At 48.9% G+C, this 22,298-nt stretch carries 18 protein-coding genes; 10 read left to right on the forward strand and 8 right to left on the reverse strand.

Annotated features, from left to right (window positions below):
* Position 1 precedes the first annotated feature (1 nt).
* From cobT to H6F72_RS02970, 3 genes are all read right to left on the reverse strand, one after another.
* Positions 2–1,147, reverse strand: a complete 1,146-nt coding sequence (gene cobT / locus H6F72_RS02960; protein WP_370527429.1) for a nicotinate mononucleotide-dependent phosphoribosyltransferase CobT — start codon at positions 1,145–1,147, stop codon at positions 2–4.
* Entirely contained in the window at positions 1,147–1,914 is a 768-nt protein-coding gene (locus H6F72_RS02965) for a DUF2232 domain-containing protein (RefSeq protein WP_190431655.1), read from the reverse strand. Before H6F72_RS02965 ends, cobT begins: the two co-directional genes overlap by 1 nt.
* Positions 1,915–2,025: 111 nt before the next feature.
* Positions 2,026–2,730 carry a Crp/Fnr family transcriptional regulator gene (locus H6F72_RS02970; protein ID WP_190431657.1) on the reverse strand — a complete coding sequence of 235 codons (705 nt, stop codon included), beginning with the start codon at positions 2,728–2,730 and terminating at the stop codon, positions 2,026–2,028.
* Between the two features lie 939 nt (positions 2,731–3,669).
* Between H6F72_RS02970 and H6F72_RS02975 the strand changes: the two genes are divergently transcribed.
* From H6F72_RS02975 to H6F72_RS03010, 8 genes are all read left to right on the forward strand, one after another.
* Positions 3,670–6,738: a hypothetical protein gene (locus H6F72_RS02975; protein WP_190431659.1), complete on the forward strand. Its 3,069-nt coding sequence runs from the start codon at positions 3,670–3,672 to the stop codon at positions 6,736–6,738.
* 53 nt (positions 6,739–6,791) lie between these two features.
* On the forward strand, positions 6,792–8,909 hold the full coding sequence (locus tag H6F72_RS02980; protein ID WP_190431661.1) for a hypothetical protein: 2,118 nt from the start codon (positions 6,792–6,794) through the stop codon (positions 8,907–8,909).
* A 436-nt stretch (positions 8,910–9,345) separates the two neighbouring features.
* Complete coding sequence (locus H6F72_RS02985; protein WP_190431663.1) at positions 9,346–10,029, forward strand: sugar transferase; 684 nt, start codon at positions 9,346–9,348, stop codon at positions 10,027–10,029.
* 147 nt (positions 10,030–10,176) lie between these two features.
* Positions 10,177–10,707, forward strand: a complete 531-nt coding sequence (pgsA, locus tag H6F72_RS02990; protein WP_190431665.1) for a CDP-diacylglycerol--glycerol-3-phosphate 3-phosphatidyltransferase — start codon at positions 10,177–10,179, stop codon at positions 10,705–10,707.
* A gap of 86 nt (positions 10,708–10,793) precedes the next feature.
* Positions 10,794–10,991 (forward strand): 50S ribosomal protein L35, encoded by a 198-nt coding sequence (gene rpmI / locus H6F72_RS02995; RefSeq protein ID WP_190431667.1) that lies wholly within the window; start codon positions 10,794–10,796, stop codon positions 10,989–10,991.
* Between the two features lie 22 nt (positions 10,992–11,013).
* Positions 11,014–11,373, forward strand: coding sequence for a 50S ribosomal protein L20 (rplT, locus tag H6F72_RS03000; RefSeq protein ID WP_190431669.1), 360 nt, complete (start codon positions 11,014–11,016; stop codon positions 11,371–11,373).
* Positions 11,374–11,402: 29 nt separating this feature from the next.
* Positions 11,403–12,242: a transporter substrate-binding domain-containing protein gene (locus tag H6F72_RS03005; RefSeq protein ID WP_370527430.1), complete on the forward strand. Its 840-nt coding sequence runs from the start codon at positions 11,403–11,405 to the stop codon at positions 12,240–12,242.
* Between the two features lie 54 nt (positions 12,243–12,296).
* A complete protein-coding gene (locus tag H6F72_RS03010) occupies positions 12,297–12,842 on the forward strand; it encodes a tetratricopeptide repeat protein (RefSeq protein ID WP_190431671.1) in 546 nt (181 codons plus the stop codon).
* A gap of 105 nt (positions 12,843–12,947) precedes the next feature.
* Here the strand turns inward: H6F72_RS03010 and H6F72_RS03015 are convergent, their stop codons facing one another.
* From H6F72_RS03015 to H6F72_RS03025, 3 genes are all read right to left on the reverse strand, one after another.
* On the reverse strand, positions 12,948–14,822 hold the full coding sequence (locus H6F72_RS03015; RefSeq protein ID WP_190431673.1) for an iron uptake porin: 1,875 nt from the start codon (positions 14,820–14,822) through the stop codon (positions 12,948–12,950).
* A 456-nt stretch (positions 14,823–15,278) separates the two neighbouring features.
* On the reverse strand, positions 15,279–17,015 hold the full coding sequence (locus H6F72_RS03020) for a pentapeptide repeat-containing protein (protein WP_190431675.1): 1,737 nt from the start codon (positions 17,013–17,015) through the stop codon (positions 15,279–15,281).
* A 68-nt stretch (positions 17,016–17,083) separates the two neighbouring features.
* Positions 17,084–18,595 carry an Ig-like domain-containing protein gene (locus H6F72_RS03025; protein ID WP_190431677.1) on the reverse strand — a complete coding sequence of 504 codons (1,512 nt, stop codon included), beginning with the start codon at positions 18,593–18,595 and terminating at the stop codon, positions 17,084–17,086.
* A gap of 52 nt (positions 18,596–18,647) precedes the next feature.
* On the opposite strand from H6F72_RS03025, the gene H6F72_RS03030 reads away from it, so the two are divergent.
* Complete coding sequence (locus H6F72_RS03030) at positions 18,648–19,232, forward strand: 2OG-Fe(II) oxygenase (RefSeq protein WP_190431678.1); 585 nt, start codon at positions 18,648–18,650, stop codon at positions 19,230–19,232.
* Positions 19,233–19,266: 34 nt separating this feature from the next.
* Here H6F72_RS03030 and H6F72_RS03035 read toward each other — a convergent pair whose 3' ends face one another.
* A complete protein-coding gene (locus H6F72_RS03035) occupies positions 19,267–20,073 on the reverse strand; it encodes a TIGR03943 family protein (protein WP_190431680.1) in 807 nt (268 codons plus the stop codon).
* Complete coding sequence (locus H6F72_RS03040) at positions 20,063–21,094, reverse strand: permease (RefSeq protein WP_190431682.1); 1,032 nt, start codon at positions 21,092–21,094, stop codon at positions 20,063–20,065. The genes H6F72_RS03035 and H6F72_RS03040 overlap by 11 nt, the downstream gene beginning before the upstream one ends.
* Before the next feature lie 641 nt (positions 21,095–21,735).
* On the opposite strand from H6F72_RS03040, the gene H6F72_RS03045 reads away from it, so the two are divergent.
* Positions 21,736–22,287: a hypothetical protein gene (locus H6F72_RS03045; protein ID WP_190431684.1), complete on the forward strand. Its 552-nt coding sequence runs from the start codon at positions 21,736–21,738 to the stop codon at positions 22,285–22,287.
* The last annotated feature ends 11 nt before the right edge of the window (positions 22,288–22,298 follow it).

A 22,298-nucleotide genomic window follows, 5' to 3' on the forward strand; every position in this document is an offset into this window, starting at 1 on the left:
CTTAAGAGTGATTGAGAAGCAAATTTTGCCTTGAGTCAGCTTGACAGTAGCGTTCTGCCAACGCCTCGATCGCTTGCAGCAATTGCGCTTGACTCCAGTTTTGATAAAGAGAAGCTGCGATCGCACAACCGCCAGCCCCTACGCCTTCTTTCACATATCCTTGCTCATAAGCTTGGAGCTGTGAGTAGCGAGCTGCTGTAAATTGCAGCTGGGTAGCCAAAAGCGGGACCGTGCCAATCAGATTGGCTAAGCCTACTGTGTCTCCTGTCGCATCTTCAGCAACCCAGCGAGTTGTGCCTACGACAATCTGCTCTGGTTGCCATGACAAAGTGTAAGTAGTCGCGATCGCTCGTAACAAAGCATAAACCGCCAACATCTGGGTGCCTCCGGCTAGCATAACGCCACAACTTCGACTAGCCGCGATCGCCATGCCCGCAACCACAATTTGCATCGGATCGCCTACTGCGGCTACCAACTGAAGCGGGTCAACCTCGGAGTTAACCAAACCCGCTTGCCGTAAACCTGCCTGGACAACTTCCCACTTTTGGCTATGGTTGCAGGTAGGATGACTGCTGTTGACTTTGCCAACCGCTGCAAGGCCGAGACCTGTCAAAATGGCTAAAGCTGTGGTTGTGCCACCCACAACGCATTCTCCCAAAATTAAGTAGCCTTGGGGAACTTGAGCCGCGAGCTGCTGGCCCCAAGCTAATCCTTGCTCCAGCAGATGTTGAACGACTGGTCGGCTTAAGGCTTGGCCTTGGCTTAAGCATGCCGCAGCAGTCCCCCCCAAATCAACGCAAGGAACTGGGGGGGGGACGGGTAAACCAGCATTAAATAAGTAAAGTGGAATTGCTTGGGCCTCCACGACAGCCCGTGAAATTAAAACCGGGGATGCACCAGCCTGGAGGGGCGGCAAAGCATATTGAGAAGCAGCTTGAGGTCCCTGGTAGAGGAATTCGGCATCAGCGATCGCGGTATAGCGCCGATCTTGTGGGGTAGCACCCGCTGCAGAAATGCCTGGAATTAGACCCGTGGCTGTAAACCCAAGTACACAGGCGAATAAAGGGCGATGCCGTTGGTAGCGCTGGACCCATTGCTGTCCCAACTGCGCTTGCGTATAAACCCGAATCATCTCGGCTAGAGACATTAATCAGCCTCGTAATCCAGAATCACCTGTACCCACTTAGGAGGCGCTGGGATCGGGTTGCCTAAACGCTCTAAAAGCAACCAAGCCGCTAGATGGACAACAAAAAGATAAACAATATTGTTGATCACAATCATGATCGCCGCGATCGCTTGAACCAACGCTAGTTCAGGCTGGATCAACAGCCCTAGCTTCACAAAACCCCATTCCACCAATTCTGTAATTTGAGTGGTGATATAAGCCCACAGATCGTCACCCAGCAAAATCGAAACTAGCCAAATCCGGAAAAAGAAGCCAAAAGTGCCAATAATTGTGCCGATACTGATGGAAACAAACCAGTTTGCTCGCCGCCGCCAAAGCGCTCCTAATTGAACTCCCAACAGCCCAAAAGGCATTAAAAACAGAATGCTGCGGGTTGGCCCCATGAGGACTGATAGCAGCAACCCAGACACTAGGGCTGACATCCAAGCAGCGCGGTGTCCCCAGCGCAAGTAGGTCAGGGCAATGGGGACCGGGAAAAAAATCCGTAACAAAGGCCCCATCGGGAAGTAATAGTTGACCAGCCAAATCAGGCTCGCTGTACTGGCTAAGAAAGCAGTCTCCACCATAGCTAGAGGAGCTGCACTCGTGACTTGCGGTTCAGCTAGAGCCGTTGAAGTATGGAGGTCAGTGGGCCTAGTGGAGCTTGATTCAGGAGATGCAGATTGAGTAGGACCCGGCTGAGAATCAGGCGGTCTTTCTGAGTGGCGGTCTTCGGAAGAATCACTCATGCACAATTAGGTAAGCTAGCAGATCTACTCTATACCTAAACTCTAGACCCCATCCGCTAGTTCGGGTCAGTCTCGGCAGGAGCTAAATTTCCGCGATCGCCCCTGCCTCACTTAAACCAACAGGCGCTCCAGAGCGTGCATGTCCGGAATGCAGAGAATGTCGCGATCGCGAACAATCAGTTCCTTTTTTTCCAGCTTATTCAAGACCCGCGTCACAGTTTCACGCGCTAAACCACTCAAGCTGCTCAGTTCCCGGTGCGGCAAGTTAGGAATCTCAACTCCCTTTTGGCTCCGTTTTCCCTGCCCCTCAGCTAGAAACAACAAAATATCCGCCACGCGAGAGGTACTGTCAGACTCTCGCAACCGCAACCGTCGATTCACTTGGCGTAGCCGTCGTGCCATCAGCTGAGCTAGACGAATTCCTGCCGTTGGCTCTGTATGAATTAACTGGACAAAATCTTGGGCTGGCATATTGCCAATCACAGTAGGAGCCAAGGTAATGACATCTGTAGATCTAGGTACTTCATCTAGCGGAGCCATTTCTCCAAATAATTCACCCTTACCAAGAATGTTGAGGGTGACCTCTTTGCCATCTAAGTTATAAGTCCGAATCTTGACCCAACCGTCCAAAATAAAGTAGACAGAACTACCCCAGTCATTTTCTAATAAAATTACTTGGCCAGAAGGATGGCTACGCATGACAACATGGGCCGTAGCCTTTTCGACCGTAGCCTCTGGTAAGCCTTCAAAGAAAGGAGCAGAGCGAATTAGTGCAGGGCTAGACTGAGGTTCACGAGGGCTATACCGATCTTCCATGGGGCCATTGCATTGTAATTTCTATAAAGTCAGTCAGACTAAGTGGCCTAGCAATCTAGAACCTATTAATGTCGATAATGCTTACCCTAAGGGTAGTCAGCCAGGCAAAGTGGCATTACTCCTATGGCTGAAGTTGACTCTCAATCTTGAAGCTAGCCCCGCAACTCCCTAGCCCACCAACTTGACCCATCTGACTCAACTCAGATGAAGCATCTAAAAATAGGACACATTTGAAAGTCTAAGATACTTAAGCTGATATGAGAAATATCATTGCCACCAATCCGCCCTAGTAGCAAGGAAATCCACAGCAATAATAGCTTAAAGTTTTCCCACTTTTAGACAGAAGTGTTCGCCGAGCTACCAGATTAGTTAGACTGGCCTGATCTACCGCTTGGATTCAGGGACGAGAGGAGAACAATCTTTCATTGACACTAAGTGTGACTCCCAATGGTGAGATATAACCCAATTTGACTGGTGGGCAGCTCAGCAGGTCCTTTAAAGCGAGATAAATTTCGCCAAGTCGTAGAACTTTTAGCCTGTTCTGGCGTAAACTTTGTCCAACTGTTGGCCTGCTGGTCATCTGAAATCTTCAAAATTATTTCAGTTGGCAAAAATCTAGCAGTGCTTGATAGTGCTTGAAGTTAAATTAATTCTGGCGATCGCAAAACGACGACTAATATGAAGATTAATAACCAGAGCTTCGTTGATTTTTGATTAGCTTCAAACTAGCTTCTACACTGTAGCCTTAACCCACCTCTGGAAATTGCTTAACCCTCACTTTTAGACCAAGTTCTAGATGAAGGGGGCAAATGATCGAAAAGCTCACTTTAGACTGGAGGAAAATTAGCTCCTCTGGCTGGGCAAACTAATCTTTGAAGCATCCAGAGCCGTGATCGCTTTATACCTGTCACCTGTCAAGTTCTAGTCAGGGGTTCCATCGTGACTTCTCAGAAGGACCAAGTCCAAACACTAATTGCTGAAATCGATAAAGTTCTCCAGAAACCTAGTACCCGCTTACCTTGGGTCATGTCTGGAGAGACGACTCAGCAGCGCCGAGTGTTAGAGCGAGTTCGCAGCTATCTAGTCTCTGTACAACAGCGGATGGTTGCCGATGAACTCTCTCAGACTAGAACCAAATCTAATTTATCGACCTACGATATCCAGTATCAACCCACTCAGGATCCTGAGTACGTTAGAGCCCCGATCGCGCCAGTTGGCAATAGCCAAGACGAAGCAGCACGGCAGATTCTCCAGGTTGTAGCTCAAGAAATGGATCATCTGCGCTCCAGCCTAACGCAGCCCCTACAGGCAGATTTGGAGGCATTACGGCAACAGCGCGAGGCTTTAGTTCAGGAAATTAGACAGTTAGAGTCGCAACGGCATCACTACTCTCTAGCGCAGCAGCAAGCAAATCAGCAGAAAATCATCGGCGAGTTTCTACAAGTGCTGATGGGGCGTCTGCAAGATAGCTTGACTCAGCAGGTTGCCCAAACTTTATCGAGTCTACAGTCTCAATCAGTTTATGAAAGTCAGTCTACTGAGGCGATCGCTTTAGGTGGCCGCACGGCTGCTAATCAACCTCTGCTAAACCCAGGCCAACGAGTAGAACAACTGCAAGTGTTGCAAGCCCGCTCCGATCAGTTGTTGATGAACCTGGATTCAACTCTGAGCGTGGTGTTTGAAGCCTTACAAAGGAATGTCCAAAGCTATGAGGAGTCGCTTTCCACGGGGTTAGAGCGCATGCATGACCTAGGCCAACAAGGGGAAGTCATGTTCACCGCTTTGGTCAGTCACTTAGCTCAACAATTAGGTCGAGAAGCATCTTCGTTCCTGTACACTATGCCAACCCCAGAGTTGGAGTCGGGTGATGTCACTAGTCCTGAAACTGCGACGGCTCCATTAACCTCGATTTCCCCGGCTGCTGAGTCTAGCGCTACACCCACTGCTGTATCCCCTAATGAGTCACGCACTCAAGTTCCGCAGGGAATTAAACTTGATCCAACCGCTTTAGAGCTACCTTATGCCGGCGCTGAGCTACGACGCGAAAGCCAGCAGCCGTTAGAGCTACCATTGCTGCCAGAGCTGGAGGATGACGATTCTCTGAAAGACTTAAACCTAGAGGGCCTTAATCTAGCGGATATTGAGTTGGAGGACGATCTAGACAAGCTGCTGGATGTAAACCTCGATAGCATAGGACTGAATCAAGCTGCTACTCCAACCAATGATTTGCCTGATAACTTAACGCCATCAACTCCTCAGCCTACTCTCCAAAGTTCTGCGGCTCCTTCAGCGAGTCCTGCAAACGTGGTCCCTACCGCTTCGGAGCTAGAGTTTTTGGCACAGCTTGATATTGCTTTGCACGACCAAGATGCTGAAGCGGATGTAGCGGATGCCTTGGAGCCAACCACAGGGTTAGAAGATTTAGTTGGAGCAACTTCTAACGCAGAAGCTTTGAGCGCTGAAACTGCGGAGTCCAGCCTGGCAGATGATGACCTTTATGACAGTTTGTTTGGTTCTGATGATTTAGTTTCTGGCTTGGAACCACAGGCGGAAATACCAGGCTTGACTTCTGCTGCATCAACACCTGCGGCGGCTCTGTCAGATACTCCTGAGACCGCTGATCCAAACGTTGCCTTAGCTGAATCTACGGCAGAATTGCAAGCGCGAACGTCACCAGACAGCTCTCTGTCCTCCCCGGCAACTAGTGATTTGTTCGACGGGCTTGAAGAGGTGGCATCAGAGCCAAGTCCAACTCCTCAGTCTGCGATCGCAGAGGATCTCCCAGCAGACTTATTTTCTGCTGCCCCTGAGCCTGATGAAACAGTGACCACCCTAGAAGATTTCTTGTTTGCAGATGCAGTTGAACCAGTCCCTAGTGACGAGAATCCTGATCTGCTCAGCTTTGATCTGCCGCCCACGCAGGCGATCGCTCCCAGTGCAGTAGCAAGCTCAGTGACAAGTTCAGCAGCTACAAGTCCAGCGGCTATAGACTCTGGAGCACTCGATTCGGAAGCACTAAATTTAGAGGAATTTGGCTCCAGCTTTGCAGATGAGTTGGATGACGCTGATCCGTTAGCTGAATTGGCAGAGTTGCTGGGTGGGGCTGAGGTCGTGGACGAGCAACCGACTTCTACTCCTCCTATGGGTTCTACTCCGCCTACGGCTCCACCTAGCTCAGTAACATTTGAGGCTGAAGATGAGCTACTGCTGTCAGAGCGATCGCTACAGGATATCCCATCGCTGAGTGGACCTGATGCTCATGCTCTGGATGATACCTACATACCAGCAGCGCCGGAAGAATCGCTCATCGCAATTGACGATGACTTAGGCGATGAAACAGCTGATGGCTTGTGGCTGGATGAGAATGTGGTTCAGCAGTTGAATGAAGACTTGTTTAGCTTAGAGGATTCCAACCTTTTTCCTGACTATTCAGGGACGGAGGCTATGGAGATAGAGACTAGCAACGTGGGTGATCAACCCCTGCCATCCAGCGACTCATTGACAGCAAAGAACCCAAACCAGTCGCCTGCGTGGGATACTGCTCAGTTTCCTGAGCCTCAGGACTGGGATCGTCTCACCTTAGAAGACTTTGCAGAAACCCTACCGGAAACATTGCCTCCCGTGGAGCCTGAAGCGTCTGTGGAGACGGAAGAGACGGAAGAGGTAGAAGCTCTGTCGAATGACCTCTTAGCTCTTTGGGAGGACGCAGATTTAGAACTACCTGCCGATCCAACGACTGATTTAACCTTGGATGGGTTTGATTTGTTAGCAGATTCCCCTGCGATCGCTCCTCCTACCTCGTCAGATGTTGCAGTTAAGCCGACGGCTTCTGTGCAGCCTATCGATCACCCACCTACAGAACTGGATACGCAGAACTTAACCATAGATGATGCGTTTATGGATTTTCTGGAAGCTGCGAATTCTCCCATGGCAGAAAGTAGCGATCGCACTCTAACGCCTCCTGAAACGTCGAATCTCCAGTCTGACGAAAAAAAAAAGATCCAGTAGAGACACCCACATCTGACGGGGTGCTAGAGGATCACAACCATTCAGATGAGCTGTTGAACCAAGTATCTCAACCTGCGGGTTTTAATACCGCAGCAGAAGCTTTCTCTGAAACCGTCCCATTTACTACGCCACCTGTCGTTGAGCCCACCGGATCTGACGATCAAACTTTGCCAGCCCAGCCTCCAGTCTCAGAAGCTGTAGGAGGGGTGAAGCGGAGTTGGTATTTGGGTATTGATTGCGGTACCACTGGTTTCTCGGCTGTCTTGCTCGATCGCGTTAGTCAAAAGCTGTATCCGATTTACTGGCGAGAGCGAGCAGGCCTTGAAGCCGAAACTAAATCCTATCGTTTGCCGACCGCCGTCTATTTGCCATCTCAGTCATTGACGTCTCATGGATTGTCGGAGACTAGGGTTGCGGTGGGTTCGCAAGCAATAGCGCTGGCTTTACGCGATCGCGACACCATAGCCGTTGATACCTTAGCCTTGCCAGGAGCAACTGAGCTCACACCAGAGTTATTCATCCAAAACATTAAACCGTATCTGAAAGTTGGCATTCCCCATTACGCTACAGCCACCGATAGTTGGGAACCTGTAATTCAATGGTCTGACTACCGCCAAATTCCTCTCAGTTGGTTACAGCAGGCCTTGCAATCATTGTTGCAAACCCTGAATCCAGTTACTAGCAACTCCGATGTCGTTTGTGGTGTCAATGGTCTAGATGCCCCCGCTCTCAAGTCCGCTTTGGCTCAGTTAGAAGGGGTAATTCTTGGCTACCCGGCTAATTGGCCAGATACCTATAACTTTAATTTGCGAGAAGCAGTCCTAGAAGCCAAATTAGTCTCTCGCCCAGAGCAAATTTTCTTTGTCGAAGATGCGATCGCTGCTGTCTTGTCGGAGCTGCGTAATCCTAACCGCTCCCAGTGGAAAGGTGGCACCCTGGTGATCAATGCAGGAGCAACCACCAGTGAAATGGTCCTAGTGAATCTACCCGACCATCTCCCTGACTTGACCTATAGTGACTTCAGTCTGCGTAGCCTACCCTATGCAGGCAATGTGATTGACCAAGATATTATTTGCCAACTACTGCATCCCCAGTGGTTTCGGCAATCTCGCACAGCCAACCGGAGCAATGTCGTAGAGACTCAATGGCACTGGCAGGCAGAAAACTCAGCGTTGGATGGTCTATCTTGGGATAGCTTAGGGTTAGATACTATACCACTGCCCATTCCCGGCGAACCCGACCTAGAAACTCGTCATCGCCTACAACAACGCTTAGAGAGCTCACCCTTAGGCCAAGGGTTGTTGGAAGCCGCTAGGCATCTGAAGCTGATCTTGCAACACGAAGAGCAATTCACGTTTGAGTTGGGTGATCAGCGTTGGATGATTATGCGACGGCAATTAGAAAGCCAAGTATTTCTCCCCTTTATCCAGCGTCTGAACCGAGAATTAAATGTTTTGCTAAGCCAGACAGGGCTGCCGATGCAAGCAATTAATCAGGCAATTTGTACTGGAGGCACTGCTTCTTTGCCTGCGATCGCGCGTTGGCTACGCCAGAAGTTGCCTAATGCCACGATTATTCAAGATACTTACCAAGGCGATCGCAGCTTGAATATAGGCGATAAAACTGCTCATTCAGAAGACATTGACGATGTCACAACTTCTAGAGCCGCCGAACCTAAAACCGCTATTCTGGGCGATCGCTTGGTTTCTTGTAGCCGTGTTGCTTACGGATTAGCAGCGCTGCCGTTGTATCCTCAAGTGCTAGACTTGCCTCGCCAGCAGTATGGCGATTATTTCTTGCTTTTAGAGTTATTGCGAGCTTTTCCCTCTCAGCCTGTTTCGATTGCTGGAATTATGCAGCTTTTGGAGCGCCGGGGCATTAACACTCATGCTTGTCAGTTACATATTCTGGCGCTGCTGGAGGGGCATTTACCACCAGGTCTAGTGCCCTTAGAGCAAGATAGAAATTGCCTCACAGAATCGTCGAAACAATATCTGGACGGACATGCTCTAACTGCCGCTCCCCTCTTTTTGAAGGAGGGTAATCAAGTCTATCGCCCGAATCTAGAGCAATGTCGGCGTTTACAAGAGTACCTGTCTCAAGTGATGGCCAATACCAAACAAACTTTGGAAGAGCCATTTGCAGTTAATTTGAGCTTGGCTGTTGAATAGGCGGGCGATCGCTTCTACAGGGTCTCTGCCTAAATGCTCTGCCTCTTTCCGGTTCCTTTAGGCTGCTACTGGCCTGTTCACTATCAGTGTTTGCTGTTATGTGCAGTTGAGCTTAACCGTTGATTTGCATAAGGGCCTTCAGTATTCCTATACAAGCTATGTTGTTTCAGGGCTTTTGCTGAAGCCGCTTACTCTGGAGCAGGGGCTTTCATACTCGTACACCGCATTACCACAGCGGTAGCACGAGGTAAAGTTCTTGGAACTCTTCAGAGTCGCACTTTAACTGAGTTTTTTACTGCAACAACCACATCGGAATTTTATATAACCAGTCATAAGTTCAAAGATTGGACGAACCTCCCTTGTTTTCCTTTCGGTTTGTAAAGGTGCCTTCGTATAGTTGCAAGTGAGGACCCTTAGAGCAACTCACCTATCAGCTGTGATTACAACTTCTGATTTCTCTTCTACTAACTTCACCACCAGTGGTTTCACCAAATTTGGTTGTGCTGCTGATGTACACCCATCAGTCAATCATAAAATCAAGCGCTTCCTAGATATTCTCGGTGCATTAGTAGGATTGGTCATGACTGCCGTGATCGCTATTCCAGTTGCGATCGCAATCCAGCTAGATAATCCAGGCCCTATTCTCTACAGCCAGATGCGCTGCGGCTGCCAAGGTCATCCCTTTCGCATTTGGAAGTTTCGTTCGATGGTGGCAAATGCGGAGCAACTGAAGCATTTGGTCACCAATGAAGCTAAAGGCCATATCTTCAAAAACCAAGCCGATCCTCGCGTGACTCGCGTGGGTCGCTTCCTGCGGCGAACCAGTTTAGATGAATTACCCCAGTTTTGGAATGTCTTAATGGGAGACATGAGCCTGGTTGGAACTCGTCCGCCTACCATAGACGAAGTCAAACGCTACAACAAGCGTCACTGGCAACGCCTCAATGTGAAGCCTGGTATGACGGGTGAGTGGCAAGTACATGGTCGGTCCACTGTAAAAGATTTTGAACAGATTATTAGCTTGGACCTCCGCTACCAACGCCGCTGGTCTATTGCTTACGACCTCTACCTGATCATTAAAACGATTGGAGTTGTTCTTAATAAGGACGGAGCTTGCTAGATTAATTCCTCAACATTTCTATAACCTAAGGTGAAGATCTGCTGTGCGGCGTCTTCACCTTAACCCTGTTTATTCATTCCAGCGAGGAACATCAGTCGGTACGATGGCAGATAGCTAGCTTGGCTCATATTACCGACTTTATCCTTTATGACTGTTCCTACCTGGATTACCCTATCTCGTTTACTAGGCGTGCCTTTGCTGCTTTACGGTCTGCACGAGCCTACTCCAGAAGCTCGCTGGTTTTGTGTGGCCATTTTCCTCATTGCCGCAGGAACAGATTGGTTAGATGGTTATTTAGCCCGTAAGCTCAATCAAGTCACAGATTTAGGCAAGTTTCTTGATCCCCTAGTCGATAAACTGCTAGTGCTAGCGCCGTTGCTGTCTTTAATTGAGCTAGGTCAAGTGCCTGCTTGGGGAGTGTTTTTGATTCTGGGACGGGAGTTGGCGATCGCAGGCTGGCGAGTCAACCCAGCCATGACAGGCGGCACCATTACAGGAGCTAATATCTGGGGAAAGCTCAAAACAGTAAGTCAAATTTTAGCGATCGCCCTCCTAATTGCGCCTTTGCCGGCTATCTGGAGTACGCCTAGTCTGATAGCATTTTGGGTTGCGGTCGGCCTCACTTGGGTCTCGGGTGCAATCTATTTGTGGCCCCAGCAGTCTCAATCTGTGTCTTGATGACAAGCAGCAATTCTTCACCATCGCTTGCTATCAAGACACAACTAGCGATAAAATTGGAGACCGTGTCGAATTAAAGCCAGTCCATGCCAAAACTGAAGACTCGTAAGGCTGCTGCTAAGCGTTTTAGAGCCAGCGGCAGCGGTAAAATCCTGCGCCGTAAAGCTTTCAAGAACCACTTGCTAGAGCACAAAAGTGCTAAGCGCAGAAACCAGCTCTCCCATGTAGCGGTTGTGCACGAAAGAGACGAAGAAAACGTGCGGTTGATGCTTCCTTATCTATAAAAGTTACTAGGACAATAAATCAATGACACGAGTAAAACGCGGCAATGTCGCTCGTAAGCGCCGCAAAAAGATTCTAAAGCTGGCGAAGGGTTTCCGGGGGTCTCACTCTCGCCTCTTCCGTACTGCTAACCAACAAGTGATGAAGGCATTGCGGAACGCCTACCGCGATCGCCGTAAACGGAAGAGAGACTTTCGTCGCCTGTGGATTGCTCGCATTAACGCAGCATCTCGTCAGCATGGCATGAGCTACAGTCAGTTAATTGGCAACCTCAAAAAAGCTGACATTCAACTCAACCGTAAAATGTTGGCGCAACTGGCGGTTCTAGATCCGGCGGGCTTCGGTAGAGTTCTAGAATTGGCGAGTCAAGCAAAGTCAGCCTAAGTGAAAAACTAGGTAAGGCAGCATCAAAGGTGTTTGAGCCGCTGAATTTCTTCAGCAAAGTATCTAGTCTTTGTTTGGTAATTGGGCTGAGTTTAGCAGGTCAATCAGGTAGTGCTGAAACGTTGAAGTCGATTCAACAACGGGGCTACCTGATTGTTGCTGTTAAAGAAAACCTATATCCGCTAGCGTTCAAAAATTCAGCGCAGCAGTTACAAGGATTTGAAATTGATGTGGCTCGTCGCTTAGCTCAAGAGCTGCTAGGTCAGGCAGATGCCATCCAACTTCAGCCTGTTGCTAACCAAGATCGCCTTCCATCTGTTTTGGCAGGTCGAGCAGACTTCGCGATTGCGAGAGTGACTGCAACTGAGCCCCGATCCCGTTTAGTGAGCTTTAGTCTTCCCTATTATCTAGATGGCACTGCCTTAGTAACTAAAGCGGCAACAGTCAAGCGACTAGCTGATTTAAACCAGCGTCCAGTGGCCGCGCTGAATGGTTCTAGTACGATCGCCACAGTGCGCTATCTGGTTCCTGGCGCTAAATTGGTAGGGGTAGACTCCTACGCAGCGGCATACTCTCTCCTAGAGTCAGGTAAAGTCGTTGCTTTTGCGGCGGATGTCAGTGTTTTGAGCGGGTGGGTGCAGGAATATCCTCAATATCATGTGCTGCCGACTTTGTTATCTGCGGAGCCTTTGTGTGTAGTGCTACCTAAAGGCCTGCAGTACGACGACTTGCGACGTCAAGTTAATAGTGCGATCGCTCGTTGGCACTCTGATGGTTGGCTGCAACAACGAGCCGTCTATTGGGGTCTGCCGTGGGCTAACTTATTGAAAGATAGGGATACAAAACCTACAGAGATGTTGCGTCCCTAATCAGGTAAATTCTATTTAAACCAGATTGCTTAGCGGTGCTCACGCATAACAAATATGGATAGCTTGCTTCCCATCGTCTATTTGTCAATCTTGCTGACTTTGTTGGCAAGCGCAGGCTGGGCGATTCTTCGCCAAGTGCTGAAAACTCGCAAGATTGAAACTTCGATTTCGCGCTTGCAGAATAAGTTGAATAAAGAAAAAGGTACAGCCGAAGAATACTATGAACTTGGCAGTATCTACTTAGAGAAAAATTTGTTTTCTCAGGCAGTCATACAACTGCAAAAAGCCCTTAAATCACCTGATTTAGAAGGAGAGGAGAACACAGCGCTAATCTACAACGCGCTTGGTTATGCCTACTTTGCTCAAGAGCAGTATGATTTGTCCATTCGTCATTACAAAGAAGCTCTAAAACTAAGCCCTAATTATGTGACGGCTCTCAATAATATTGGGCACGCTTATGAGCGCAAGCAGCTCATGTCTCAAGCTCTAGAATCCTATGAAGAAGCCCTCAAGCTGGACCCCCAAAGCTTAACGGCTAAGCGTCGAGCTGAGTCTTTGAAGAAGCGCTTGGTTTCAACCACAGCAAGTGCTGAAAAATAAAGATTGACAAGAGCTTGCTCTGACATGCAATATCAAAGCGATCGCCCTGGCTTGAAGATAGCTGGGGCGATCGCTTTTTGCCTAGGCTTTTGAACAAGTTAGAGACTAGAAGGTGAATGTGGTTCGCAAGGCACCAATTCCTACTGTGTCGCTTTCAGGTGCATTACCTGGGTTGAAGAGCACAATCACACCTGGTGTAATCGTGATGTTGTCAGAGACGCGATAACGGTAGAACACTTCTAAGTGCGTTGTTGTACCGGGTTGATCTCCTTCAGTTCCTGCTCCGCCTGCTAGCAAGTTAGGAATATTCTGACCTGCTGGTAAGTCGCTTTCGGTGATTTTAGGCGGCTGGCCTACATAAATTCCGCCCAAATTACCTTCGCCGAACAAGTCGGGGAAGTTGAGGAACGCCATCCAGTTGGTGGTCTCCACATTGCCATCGCGATTAGGAATTCGCGAATTAGTAAAGCCACCCCAACCGCCTACAGTAATCCCTGGGGTAGCGCGCCAAGCTACAGTGGCACCAAAGGCATCCGTTTTTAGACCAGAGCCAATGGTAACTTGGTCATCACCAATTCCTAAGCCTAAACTGCCAGCAAAGTTAGACCCAGAAGGGTTATAGGAGTTGAGGTAATGGAGCGCTAGGTCAATCGTATCCGTGGGAGAAACCGTCAATTGAGCTCCAGCAGTAGTGGCGCTACGGCGACTGCCAAATAAACCAGCGTCATTGGGGTCAGCAGGGTCACTAGCCGAATAAACACCCTGCAAGCTGATGCGGGGGCTGACTTGCCAGTCGAAGCCAGCACCACCGGTGCCATTACCAATGCTAATGATGGGGTTCCGCTGGGCAAAAGCCGAAATTGGGCCTTGACCAGAACTTTCAACTCGGTTAGCTCCGCGGAAAACGTTGACTGCGTTAACGCCAACAGGACCTGCAACCACAGCAAGGTTACTGCCAATTAAATGCCGAAAACTCAAGTCACTGATGAGGAATTGGTTATCGCTGTCTAGCTCATAGCCCAGCCTAGTATCGTTACTGAGGCGGGGAGCTGTGCTGCCATTGCCAGCGGCTAGCCCAGTTAGCAAGATGCTGCGATTGCTCAGTTGTGTGAACAAGCTCAGCTGAACGTTGTTGATGAAGTTAATGTTTGTGGCTGGGTCTTCTGTATCTTTAACGCCATCGACTGGGAAGAAGTCAGCAGTATTGTCAGTACGGCCTTGGATGCCAAAGATAGCTTGGCCAAACAACTTGGTTGTGGTGGAGAACTGATTCGCTTCCAGTTCAGCCGTGCGAGCTTCTAGCGAATCGACTCGGCCTCTGATGGTTGCGAGTTCAGCAGAGAATTCTTCCTGCAACCGTTGTAATGTTGCTAAGTCTTCTTTCTGCACCAGCTCATCAGTGCCCGCCTGAATCAACTCATTGATCCGGTCTAGGCACGAATTAACCCCAGCCGCGAATTCATAGCGAGTTAACGCTCTGTTGCCTCGGTAGGTACCATCTGGATAACCCGCGATACAGCCATACCGTTCTACTAAAGACTGTAGCGATTGAAAAGCCCAATCGGTTGGTTGCACATCAGAGAGTTGGGAAACCGAGGTGACTTGAGCCATGCCATCACTGGCAGCTTCTGGGTTTTCCGGGTCTAAAGTGGCAACATCAATCATGCCTGGGCTGTCGTCAGACGGGCTCAAAGCTTGAGCTTGCAGGGTCGCGTCTGCGATCGCTGGGGTGGCGGAGGTCGTAGTGGCTGCATCAGCTGCTAAAGCAGTTATTTGAGTGGTGCGATCGCTAGGCTCACTCTCCTTGACAGACGCCTCAGGAGCCAAGACCTCAAGAGCCAATAAGCGGTTGGCCGCAGCCGCATCTGTACTATCGTTAGTGGCGGCTACAGCTGGAGAGACATTTGCTGTAAACAAGCCTAAAACTGTACACAACAGGGCTAAAGAGACGTTCTTTTCTAAGCCCACTGGGGATTTCATTGTTTTATTCACTCCTTCGAACACCATAAGTGACCAAGCTCTATACTTCATCGTTATCGCCGGTAGAGACTTAGACACACCTCTGCATAAATTTTTTGCCGCTAGAGCCAACAATCAAAAGGCTGCACTCAGTGACGACTCAGTTTTTCAGGAAGTTGATCACTAACCATTTGGAGCATTCCCATCTCGCAAAAAGAATCAAACATTAAACAGAGATGAGATAATCCGCAAACACTTCTTTGAAAAAACTGAGCCAAAACGGCATCAGCTCAGTTGGGGTTGATATAGATTGAACAATCTGCAACCCTCTGTTGCTTTTAGCACCCTAAGTCTTTTCTATCTCTTAGTAATTATCAGTCATGATGTTGACAGTCAGGCAATCTTGACAAAAAAGGATGCTTAAACTGAGTCAAATTTAAGACAAATTTTATTTATGCAAGCAATAATTGGATGGCGTTAGGTCCAAAGCAAGGCGATCGCCAACCGTACCGCTTCTCCTACAGATGACAATCGGGCTGATTCGTTAGCTGTTTGTTCCCAGCGCTTTAAGTGCTCTAGGAAAGCTTTATCTTGCTGAGCCCGCTTGACGATGACCTGACTAATCAGTTTCTTTTGAATTTCTTCTGTAGAAATGCCTTGATGCCTGAGGTAATCTAACAGGTGCTCGACACTGCCCACGAACTGACTGGGAGCCTGTGAAACTAAAATATGCTGAATCTGGCGCACCACCTCTTGGTAGAGCCGCAAGCGTTTGTCTTTGTCCGTTGCGACAAATGTGGGTGGCTGTGCTTGAGGCTGAGAGGTGAGCACGGCAGCCTCTAAAGTGCTAGGTCGAGCAGTTATACCCAACAACCCTAAAATTTCCGAGCGCCGAGACAGTACACGTGGCAAAAGCTCAGGATAAAGTTGCAAAATTCGTTGAGCTAAGATTTTGCCGTTTACCGAGCGATCGGTTGTGAGCTTCAGTAAATAGCCGTTGTCTGTTAAGTCGTAGGACTGAATCGTTAAGCGCAGATCAAGGCACTCTAGTTCTACCTGAGCTAGGGTGAAAATTAAGGCTTCCCAATGCGGTAGTTCCTGCCAAACCACTTCGACAATGGCGTCGCCTCCTTGATACTGACGAGCTAATTCGCCGGGTTCAAAGTCGCGGTTGGTAGGATAACGCTCGGTTGGGCTTTTGGTGGTGTAGTTAAACTGGGTAAAAATGTAGCGGCACTCCACCTTGGCTAGATCTGACTCTGCAATGTGCCAGTTATAGATGCAGCACCCTGTGAGTTGAGCTCCGTCTAAGTTAGCTCGAATTAGATGGCTTTCTAATAAGTAGGCATCGCTTAAGTCTGCTTCACTCAGAGTCGCCTCATTCAAGTAGGCTCCACTGAGATCAGCACGACGCAGGTCAGCACCTCGTAAGTTTGCCTCGGTTAAATCAGCTTGTAAAAGATAGACATCTTGTAAGCTAGCCCGCAGCAAATAGGTTTTCTTGCAACTGGTTTTGAGGAGATAAGCACCACTGAGGTTAGCTCGACTGAGATCCGCACTGTTTAGTACCGCTTCGCTCAAGTCAGCGCCAACGAGGGTAACGCGGTGCATATCTGCCTGACTCAAATCTGCCTGCCGCAAACAAGCACCACTCAGGTTAGCTTCAATTAAGTTGGTGCCAACTAATTTAGCCTCCCGCAGATTGGCTTCCTCTAAATGGGCTTCTCGGAGATTGGCTTGGCTGAGGTTGGCACTAATTAAGCTAGCCCGCCGCAGGTTGGCTTCCATTAATTCGGCTGCCACAAACTGAGTGCCATTTAATTTAGCTTTTTCAAGATTAATTTGATCGAGCTTGGCCCGACTCAAATCAGCCCCGCTCAAATCACCTTCTTGCAAGGTTGCCCAATTCAGATCAGCGGCTTGAAGCTGGGCCAGCCGTAAGTCAACCTTGCTTAGGTTAGCTCCGCTCAAAACTGCCTCAGTTAAGGTGCTGCTGCTTAGGCCTGCACTCCTAAGGTCTGCGCGTCGTAAACAAGCTCCAGTCAGGTTTGCTCGGTTTAATAAGGCCCAACTCAGGTTTGCGCCTGCAAGATTGGCTCCCGTTAAATCTACGTCTTGGAGGTTAATACCACTCAGCGTGGCACCACTAAGGTCAACGTGGGCGAAGTCACGCTCTCCTTGTTGATATCGACTGATGAGCTCCTGTACTTGCATGTACTTGCGCTGACTTTCACTCCATCATTACAGATTAGGAAGCGGGGCCAAACTAATGGCATGTTTAGTTATGGCAGCCAACGGGGGTGAAGTCCAGCCAAGGGGAGTTGTTCCGGTTGCATTTGCGCTGGAGCTTCAGTTGGACTAGGAGGGGTGACAGGCAGTAACCAGAGCCGACTCGTCGCGATCGCTTTGCCGTCATCAGTGCGGAGAGAATTGGTTTCAGCGTTGGTTTCCTTAGCGGCTGCAATGGTTTGGTCGAATAGGAAGCCCAAGCCATCAGGAGATAAGTTCATTTGGATGTCTCGTTGGTCATCGGGCAATCGCAACAAAGGTTTTGCCTCAGCAGTTTTTAGGTTGATCGCCACCAAAAAAGGCCGTTCTCGGTATTCGTTACCTGGGATTAGTTCCGTAATCAGGCTGTAGAGGACTTGCTTGGTGGGATCAAACTGAGCGCTCAAAATAGACCCTTCAGTTTTTAGCACCTCTTTTTGAATGCCTTGGTTGGTGACTAAAAAGAGTGATTTGGTGTAGTTGGTGTTGAATTTCACCATTGCCGCCGCCGAACCGTCCTGAGTAAAGCTCAAGACCATGCCGAATTTGGGTAGAAAATCCAAAGGATCGGCTTGGGGTTGTAACGGTAGAATCGCTAATCCCTGTCCTTGCGCAAAAGCTAAAGCACTACTATCCGGTGTGATTAAGAAGTCACCACCGGGCTGAGTTTTGAGCGGTTGAGGGGCTGCTCCTTCCTTGAGAAGCCAGAGCCCAAAGTCACCAGGATTGCGTTGGTTGACTCGCTGAATCACGATGCTTTGGCCGTCTGGGGAGAGGTCAAACTTAAGGTTCTGGTACTCCTTGCTGTCGAGAACAAGCTGGAGCTGACCTGCTTTGGCGGGTTCTCGGCTCGGTTTACCAGGAGAGGCGAAATGCATCCCCGTCGTGACGGTATACAGTTTTTGATCGAGGGTACCTTGACGATTTGCCTGTCGCTCAGTTGCTGCAAATAAAATCCGATCGCCTTCTGGATAAGCTTTGAAGTCCATCACTACCAGATTTTTCGAGGTCAGGACTCGCTTTTGCTGTTGCGATAGGTTGTAGAGAATCAACCGTCCTTCCTCTTCTCCTTCCACGCCGATGTAAGCAAAGGCGCGATCGCGAGTCCGAAACTGGCCTAAAAATGGTTGAATTGACGCTCGATTTGTACCTTCTGCGGTAAAACGGTCTTGAGCATCCTGCAACTGAACTTGGTACTTGGTGCCGTAAGGGGCTGGCATGGTTAAGGTGTAGGCCATGCGGCGACCTGCCCAACTAATTTTGCCAGGGAGGGGTGGCTCTAGTTTCAAGTTCTTTTCTACGCTAGCCTGCTCCATGGGGCGGCTGAAGGTGAGAATAAAAGCTGTATCCTCTGCCCCAATTTGCTTGTTTTGCCAATTAAACTCCCGAATTTTGGGGGCGGAGCGATCGCCACTCCACAGGAGTAAGCCGATCAGGACTGCCAGCACGAGCATCAGCACGATCGCCACGCGGTCTAGAGGTTGGGGAAATGGCTTGAGAGGTGCGGTGGAGTTCGCCTTCTGCATAAAAGCTCGTTGCTAAAATGTAGCGATCGCGTCGATTGCGGGATAGTGATTCGTGGATTACACTTTAACACCCTTAGGAGCCGACATCTTTGTCGTCCGGGGCTTGCTGGATGCCAGCATCTGCAAACACATTTTAGAGGTGGTGAACTGCCATCAGTTTCAAGCGGCAGGAATCGAAGTGGCAACGGTGAATGCCCAGATTCGCAGTAATGATCTGCTGTCCCTAGATAGCCCTGATTCGTTGTTGCACTCTACTCATCAACTTTTGCTGGCTCGAATCGCTGTAGTGCAACAGCTATTACTGCAACATTATGATGTTGCCTTCCCTCACGCGGAAGCTTGCTCAATTTTGCGCTATCAACCGGGTCAGTACTACAAGCGCCATGTCGATAACTTATTGCTGAGCGATCGCTTTGAGGAAGTAGCTCAAGGCGTGCCAACTCGCGATATCAGTATTGTGGGCTATCTTAATGAGGACTTTGAAGGCGGAGAAACGTTTTTCGATCGCCAAAACTTAAAAGTAAAACCTGAAACTGGCAACGTTTTGGTATTTCCGTCTTACTACACGCATCCCCATCAGTCCTTGCCAGTCACACTAGGAGAAAAATATTCCTTCACGACTTGGCTATTCCACTAGCTCAGGCTGAAATCCAGCTTGTACTGATTTTTGTTTAGTAGTCGTACGGATTCTTAGGTTCTGGGATTTTCTTAATCGATTTAGGCTGAATCGTCAGTTGACGCTTTCCAGCAAGATCTTCTGTGATCATCTGCCCTTCGATTTCTAGCCAGGTGTCCACTGGGTAATCTTTGCGGCTTTCTTTTAGCTTCACTGGCAAACTGACTGGATACGCATCGGCGGCACAGCAGGTGATGACAAAGCGAGACAGCAGAAAATACTGCTCTGGCAGTTCCGGCGCATGGATGACAAAGCCTTGGACTTTCACCTTTTGGCCCGTATAAGCATCTGGTTCCGGATACACGTTGAGCGTGCGCACCCACTCAATCAGCGATCGCGATTCGGAGTTACTAGAGGCTCGAAAAGCCTGAGGTTGAGCCCTGGTTAAAGTAATTGCATCCCCGACTCCGCGTTGGATAGCAGTCTGGCTGGCGAAAGCGCGGGGCGTGACCACAAAGCCTAAGATAGCGGTGAACAGCAACAAGGTACTACTCCAGCCCGGTGGAAAGAGCGACAGGTGCTGAGTGGTTTGGACTGGAAGCCCTGCATTGCGTCGCTGAAATGATTGAGGTAAAAGCGTCAGGGCTTTGCCGCCGCCAATCAACAGCAAACCAATGCCACCAGCGATCGCTAGCCAAGTGTAGTTGGGATGAATTAGCAGACTGAGTTTTCCAGTGAGCCAGTACTTGAGCAGCAAAATGCCCCAAGCACTAATCGCCACTACGTCGAGCCAGGGTAAAAATAAGCGGCGACGTTGCTCACCACTGCGGGGACGGCGGCCAGAAGTAGACTCAACTGACATGCAAGTTAATGAAGAGGGTAAACAAAAAGGTTAACTGCGCGGCTAAAGCAAATAGATAGATGACAGCTCTAGCCTGAAAAATAGACAGCATCAGACCCAAACCTTTCAGGTCAATCATGGGTCCAAAAACCAGAAAGGCTAGCAAAGAGCCACTAGTAAAGGCAGAAGCAAAGGACAGAGCGAAAAACGAATCCACCGTAGAGCAAATGGAGACCAAACCCGCCATCAGCATCATGGCAATAATTGAGGTAACTGGACCTTGGCCTAATCCCAAGACCACCTCTCGCGGCACAAATACTTGGATAAGAGCTGCGATCGCACTGCCTAGAATTAAGACTCCGCCTAACTCTCGCAGTTCTTGCACCGTATTTTCCAACAACAAATACAAGCGATCTGGTAAAGGCTTACGCATGGTAGCTGCTGCGACCATTGATGCCTGCAACTCGGTGGTATCCATGCGAATCGGTTGACCAATTTGACCCAACAGAAAAGTCCCGGATTGTAACAAAGGCGAAACCCCGCTCTCCGCCTGGCTTTCTTTGGGCTCGCGCGGCATTGGCATAGCCCTGGCTACCGCAGGTTGTAATAAAGGCCGCAGATCGGCTTGAGCGCTAAAGACCCAGCCAATGATGGTCGCGATCGCCAAGGATAGACCTACTCGCAAAAACACAATCTCTGGTTGGTCGCGAAAAGCAATCCAAGTTGACCAAAACACGATGGGGTTAATCGTCGGAGCTGCGAGCAAAAAACCGATCGCCACTGGAGCAGGAGCCCCCTGCATAAGTAAGCGTCGAGCGACTGGGACGTTGCCGCACTCGCAAACTGGAAACAAGAAGCCTACACAACTGCCCGCAAAAGCTCCCAGTAGAGGATTTTTAGGCAAAACTTTGATCAGTTTGCGCTCATCCACAAAGAACAACAGCAAGCCAGAGAATAGTACTCCCAATATCAGGAAGGGAATCGCCTCGACTAACAAGCTTAAGAACAGCGTGAAAGCACTGTTCAATTGGTTTAGATCCATGCGCCTCATTCACTCCTCAGATTGAAGAGCGTGATCCCAGTCATTTTATCGGAATCGTTTGGGAATTGAGTTGAGTATCTCACGATCAGTAAATGCACAGGTGCTAAAAGAGGATCGGGAAGAAACGAGCTTTAAAGCAGCCATTTAGACAATCTGTCAATTGTCACACTAGAAAAGGCAGCAGGCTGGGAATAGTAAGAGAAGTAAGCACAAAAATGTCTTGCTTAGATCCGGTGCCGCTAACGATCGCCAAAAGCTATGTCCTAAGTAAGACTGAAGTAGCTACTTTACCACTTGTGAAAGATTGTCAAAGTTTATGAAAAAAGAAAAGCTAGTAAGAAGCATGTGGTAGTAATAAGTCAGAGAAATAGCTACTTGAATTTTGATCAGAAATAATACTTATTTTCAGGGTGTATTAGGGTAACGAATTTAACTTAGTTGAGTTAAATATTTATTGAATCAAGCGATTCCAGTAGCGATCTAACTAATTCCAAAACTACCTTGCTACCGTTGAGCCGTCACGGAAAGCGTGTCTTTGTCAGACCAATCAAGGAACTGACACAGCTTGCCTAGCCTGCTTACGGAATTCTCCGTAAGTTAACTGTAGAGCCCAGGTAGTGCATCAAAAATTTAAAATACTTATGTTCTCCTTCCTGAAGTCACACACCGAGTTGTCTCAGCCCCTTGCACCACCTACAAGTAGACATCATTTAGTTCGGGCTACCGCTGCTGAAGTTACCCCTTTAAGATTAGGACCAACGCAACTTGATTTTGAAGATTTAGTGGAGTTTGAGCGCGTAGAAAATCAGTATTTTACTTTAGGAGTTCAGTTTTGGGGTGCGATCGCGATTCGGCCCTCTAATCCGATCTTTGTACCCAGTTCTGGCTGCTTAGTTTTGATGCCTTCCACGTTTCAGGCTGGCATTCAGGCTCAGTTTTGCCGACCTGTCGCAATCGTGCAAGCTTTGGTCAGCGGCACTCGGCCAGTTACCCTTACGGCTCTAGATAGTAACGGTGTCGTTTTGGAACGTGTGAGTATTGGCTCTTACCGATACTTGTGGGCTGATGGCCAAGCAGAGCTAGCGCCCCTCCCCCAACAGCCGCTGCAATTACAAACCCCAGGAATTGCGAGCATCCTGTTTGAATCTGATGCCCCTTTCACGTTGGACAATTTTTTCTTTAGTCAGCTTTAACTCCAAGGTAG

The organism is Trichocoleus sp. FACHB-46 (assembly GCF_014695385.1).
Classification (GTDB): domain Bacteria; phylum Cyanobacteriota; class Cyanobacteriia; order FACHB-46; family FACHB-46; genus Trichocoleus.